This is a genomic window from Tateyamaria sp. (genome assembly GCF_059783535.1).
On sequence record NZ_JBYNDP010000217.1, the window covers coordinates 1 to 3,948 of the forward strand.

General features: G+C 60.4%; 4 protein-coding genes. All 4 read right to left on the reverse strand.

All coding sequences use genetic code 11. The features are described from left to right. Positions 1 to 57: 57 nt before the first annotated feature. The 4 genes from AC6RA8_RS21630 to AC6RA8_RS21645 all read right to left on the reverse strand — a co-directional run bounded on the left by AC6RA8_RS21630 (position 58) and on the right by AC6RA8_RS21645 (position 3,746). Entirely contained in the window at positions 58 to 1,041 is a 984-nt protein-coding gene (locus AC6RA8_RS21630; protein ID WP_500355788.1) for a DMT family transporter, read from the reverse strand. A gap of 82 nt (positions 1,042 to 1,123) precedes the next feature. Then, complete coding sequence (locus AC6RA8_RS21635) at positions 1,124 to 1,486, reverse strand: hypothetical protein (RefSeq protein ID WP_500355790.1); 363 nt, start codon at positions 1,484 to 1,486, stop codon at positions 1,124 to 1,126. Between the two features lie 121 nt (positions 1,487 to 1,607). Next, positions 1,608 to 2,711 (reverse strand): 3-isopropylmalate dehydrogenase, encoded by a 1,104-nt coding sequence (gene leuB / locus AC6RA8_RS21640; RefSeq protein WP_500355792.1) that lies wholly within the window; start codon positions 2,709 to 2,711, stop codon positions 1,608 to 1,610. Between the two features lie 33 nt (positions 2,712 to 2,744). After that, positions 2,745 to 3,746 carry an endonuclease/exonuclease/phosphatase family protein gene (locus tag AC6RA8_RS21645; RefSeq protein ID WP_500355794.1) on the reverse strand — a complete coding sequence of 334 codons (1,002 nt, stop codon included), beginning with the start codon at positions 3,744 to 3,746 and terminating at the stop codon, positions 2,745 to 2,747. Positions 3,747 to 3,948: the final 202 nt, after the last annotated feature.

Sequence of the window (3,948 nt, forward strand, 5' to 3'; positions counted from 1 at the left end):
GCCTCCCGAAGACAGTGCTCTACCAGGCTGAGCTACACTCCGACCGTGCCGGGCGAATTACTCACCGTCCGGTGTTTTGGCAAGGGGCTTGTCGCGGAAGCGGCCACTCGTCATCAGGCTGCTCACTCGAAACGCGCCCGGCGTGCCGATACGGCTGCGGGTGCGCAGAACAGGCTTGTTTTCCGAATTGCCCGATCGGCTTTCGCGGAACACGATGAACAGGCCTGATGCGATGATGATCGCGGCACCGACCCCGGTGTAGCTGTCGGGCACCTCATTGAAAAAGACGAGGCCGTAAACGGTTGCCCACAGGATTTGTGAATACTGCATAGGCGCCACGATCGCAGCTTCTCCAGTCTGGTACGCGGCAATGATGAAGCGGCCGGCGATCCAGGCCATGACCGAGATAACCGCAAGGATACCCAAGTGCTCGATTGGCATCGGTTCGTAGACAAACGCAAGCGCCACGCCCATTACCAGAACGTTGCCGACCATCGGATAGAGCAACAAGACAACCGTACGCTCTTCGGCACCAATCTTGCGCACGACGATGGATGCAAAAGCGCCAGCAAAAGCTGCTATGATCGCGGCTGCGTGGCCCAGTGTCAGGTCAGTCGTACCAGGGCGCAGTACCACCATCACACCGGCCAGCCCTACGATGACGGCAAGCCAGCGTGGAAGACGCACCTTCTCGCCCAGGATTGGGATCGACAGAACCGTGATCAGCAGCGGGGTCGCAAAAAGGATGGCGTAGGTTTGCGTCAGCGACAGGTTTGCAAAGGCATAAAATGCCGACACGCCGGTGATGACCGCCCCGGCGGTGCGCAGCGCCATCCACCACGGATGCACCGGCACCAGCGTGCCGGGCTTGGCGTCACGCATCAGCATAATCGTCGCCAGTGGAAAGCTCAGCAGAACACTGAAGAACACGATCTGGATCGGGGAATAGGTCGCCCCCAACGTCTTGATAAAGACGTCATGGGTCGAAAAGATTCCAAAGGCGATGAGGGCGAGCAATGCACCCTTGGCGTTCGAGGACATAGCGATTTTTTTGGTAACTGGGTTTTTGACCCATTAACGCCGCAGGCCGGGCAATGTCCACCGGCCCGCGCGGTCATGAGCCTCAAAGCGCCAGTGCGCCGCGCCCAAAGATGAATTGCCACCGGCTGCCATCTGTCATTGTGACGAAACCAGATCCCGAGGTCGGAGACTGAAAATATGCCGTGCCTACGCCACGCAGTCCGTTGTTGCACACAACGGGGAAGCTCACAGTGCTGATATCTGCGAACTTGTCGTAAGTTCCGGTGCAAACTGCATTGCCGTTCGTCGCCTGAAAGCTGCCGCCGTGCAGGAATGTGTCGGTGGCTGATCCACGAAAGGTCATGCCGTTGTCGCCGATCACGGTGACCGGGTAGGCGACGTCGCAAGCGGCGAGGCCGCCAAGTACAAGACCGCACAATGCGGCACGCAGGGAAAACAGGAACATGGAAAATCCTTTGGTCCGTTACACAACGGATCACGAGGTGGTGATCGCGTCGAGTTGTCCCAAGTCAGGAATTCCTGCCCTGACGCGGCGCGCGAAATGTGCTTCGCGCGCCTGCGCGTGGTTAGAGGCTCGCGTCGAGGGCCGCGAGGATCGCGTCGCCCATTTCCGCGGTGGACAAAGGCGTCCCACCTTCCGGGCCCATCAGGTCGCCTGTGCGAGCACCGTCTGCTAGCACCTTTTCAATGGCGTTTTCGAGGCGGGCCGCCTCGTCGCCCTCGTCAAAGGAATAGCGTAGCGCCATGGCAAAGCTGAGCATGCAGGCAATCGGGTTCGCTTTGCCCTGACCCGCGATGTCAGGGGCGGATCCGTGGACCGGTTCATACATCGCCTTCGGACGACCATTCGCCATCGGCGCGCCCAGGCTGGCCGACGGCAGCATGCCCAGCGAGCCGGTCAGCATGGCTGCGCAATCGGACAGGATGTCGCCGAACAGGTTGTCGGTCACGATCACGTCGAACTGTTTGGGCGCGCGGACAAGCTGCATCGCGCCGTTGTCTGCATACATGTGGCTCAGCTCGACCTCGGGATACTCCTCGCCGACCTTGGACACGACCTCGCGCCACAGGATACCGCTTTCCATCACGTTGGCCTTCTCCATCGAGCAGACCTTCTTGTTGCGGCGCATGGCAAGTTCAAAGGCGGATCGGGCGGCACGTTCGATTTCGCTTTCGGTGTAGCGCTGCGTGTTGATGCCCACGCGCTCGTTGCCTTCCTCGATGATGCCACGCGGCTCACCAAAGTAGACACCGCTCGTCAGCTCGCGCACGATCATGATGTCGAGGCCAGCGACCACGTCCTTTTTCAGAGACGAGAAATCAGCCAACGCGTCAAAGCATTGGGCGGGGCGCAAGTTGGAATACAGGTCCATCTCTTTCCGCAGACGCAGCAGGCCGCGTTCCGGCTTCACCGAGAAGTCCAGATCATCGTATTTTGGTCCGCCCACGGCGCCCAGCAAAACCGCGTCGACCTCTTGCGCCTTGGCCATCGTGTCGTCGTGCAAGGGCGTGCCATGCGCGTCGTAAGCTGCGCCGCCGACAAGGTCTGTCGACACGTCAAATGCCAGTTTCCGTTTCGCGCCGTACCAGTCGATGACACGGACCACTTGGTCCATCACTTCCGGGCCGATGCCATCGCCGGGCAGGATCAAGATCGACGGATTGGACATGGGCGAAACTCCTTTGATTGCTTGGGGTTTCGCCTACTCACCACTGTCGGCGGGGTCAAGGGCAAGGTCCGCCCAAACCAGTCTGTGACGACTGGCTGTCGCAACGGTGTCCGCCAAAGCATCCTCCGGCGCAGGCCAAAGCACCCCGCTGTCCAAAATCCGCCAGTGGGTCGAGGGCAACACGTAGCTGACCCGCAGGTCTCCCGGTACTGGATCGTCCCAATCCACGGTGTCGGTACTAGCGTGTCCCCGCGGGGACAGATTTGTAAGCCGCTGATCCGCAAGAAGGTTCCGGATAGCATCGTGCAGCCCACTGCCATCCGCCGGATCCAGGTTCGCATCACCTGCAATGACGAAAGGGCCAGGTGGAGCCCCACCGACCCGGCCATCCAACACGTGCTGCCAAAGTCTGATTTCATCGTGGTTGCGCTTGCCATTGCGGTCTTCGGGGCCATCAAAAACCGGAGGGCTGGCGTGAAAGGTCATCAAGTGAATTGTGCCGCTTGGCGTTTCAATCGGGACAATCCAATGGCCGGTCGTGGATAGGCGCTGTGCGGCCAACGCTTTCTCTGACGGAAAGGGGGTACCATTCACCTCGGGCAGAAGCGCATCGGGTACGTTAACCCATAAGAGCGAAGACAGGTCCTGCACGTCGTTCGCCCTGATCGGAAAGCGCGACAGGATTGCCATGCCACCTTGTCCCGAGAAGCGCCCGTAGCCTTGTGCATCGCGCGGGCCGCCAAGCCGCCCGTCGCCGTCCATGTCCAACCCTGTGCGCATGCCTGTATTCGGGCGCAAGGCAAAATGGTGAGGGTATCCCGCGGCCTCAGCCAACCGGCCCAGCGCTTCACCAGTTAGGTCAAAGTCGATGCCCTGAAGCGCCAGAACGTCTGCATCTGCATGCGCAAGGACAGCCAGGACTGCTTCAATCTGGCCGTCTTCTCCACGTGCAAGATCACGCAGGAAAAGGCCCGGGCCATCACGTTGCAATTCGGTGTTGTAGGTCGCAATCCTGAGCGCATCGGCCTGCGCCATCGCCCCGAATAGCAGGGCGATGCATGTAGAGATCAGGCCAGAAGCAAGTCCGTATCTGCGTTGGCGTAGGCTCGCTTGCGCTGGTCGCGGATCATCTCGGCGATCCGCTGCATCGCTATGCCGCGCATGATCATGCTGGCAGGAAGGAAGGCCCATGCGCTCATCGTCCAGATCAGGGTTTGCGGGTTCTCAAGCGTGATCG

Coding starts and splice junctions, on each gene's coding strand:
- AC6RA8_RS21630 (WP_500355788.1), bottom strand. CDS start 1,041: ATGTCCTCGAACGCCAAGGGTGCATTGCTCGCCCTCATCGCCTTTGGA.
- AC6RA8_RS21635 (WP_500355790.1), bottom strand. CDS start 1,486: ATGTTCCTGTTTTCCCTGCGTGCCGCATTGTGCGGTCTTGTACTTGGC.
- leuB (WP_500355792.1), bottom strand. CDS start 2,711: ATGTCCAATCCGTCGATCTTGATCCTGCCCGGCGATGGCATCGGCCCG.
- AC6RA8_RS21645 (WP_500355794.1), bottom strand. CDS start 3,746: ATGGCGCAGGCCGATGCGCTCAGGATTGCGACCTACAACACCGAATTG.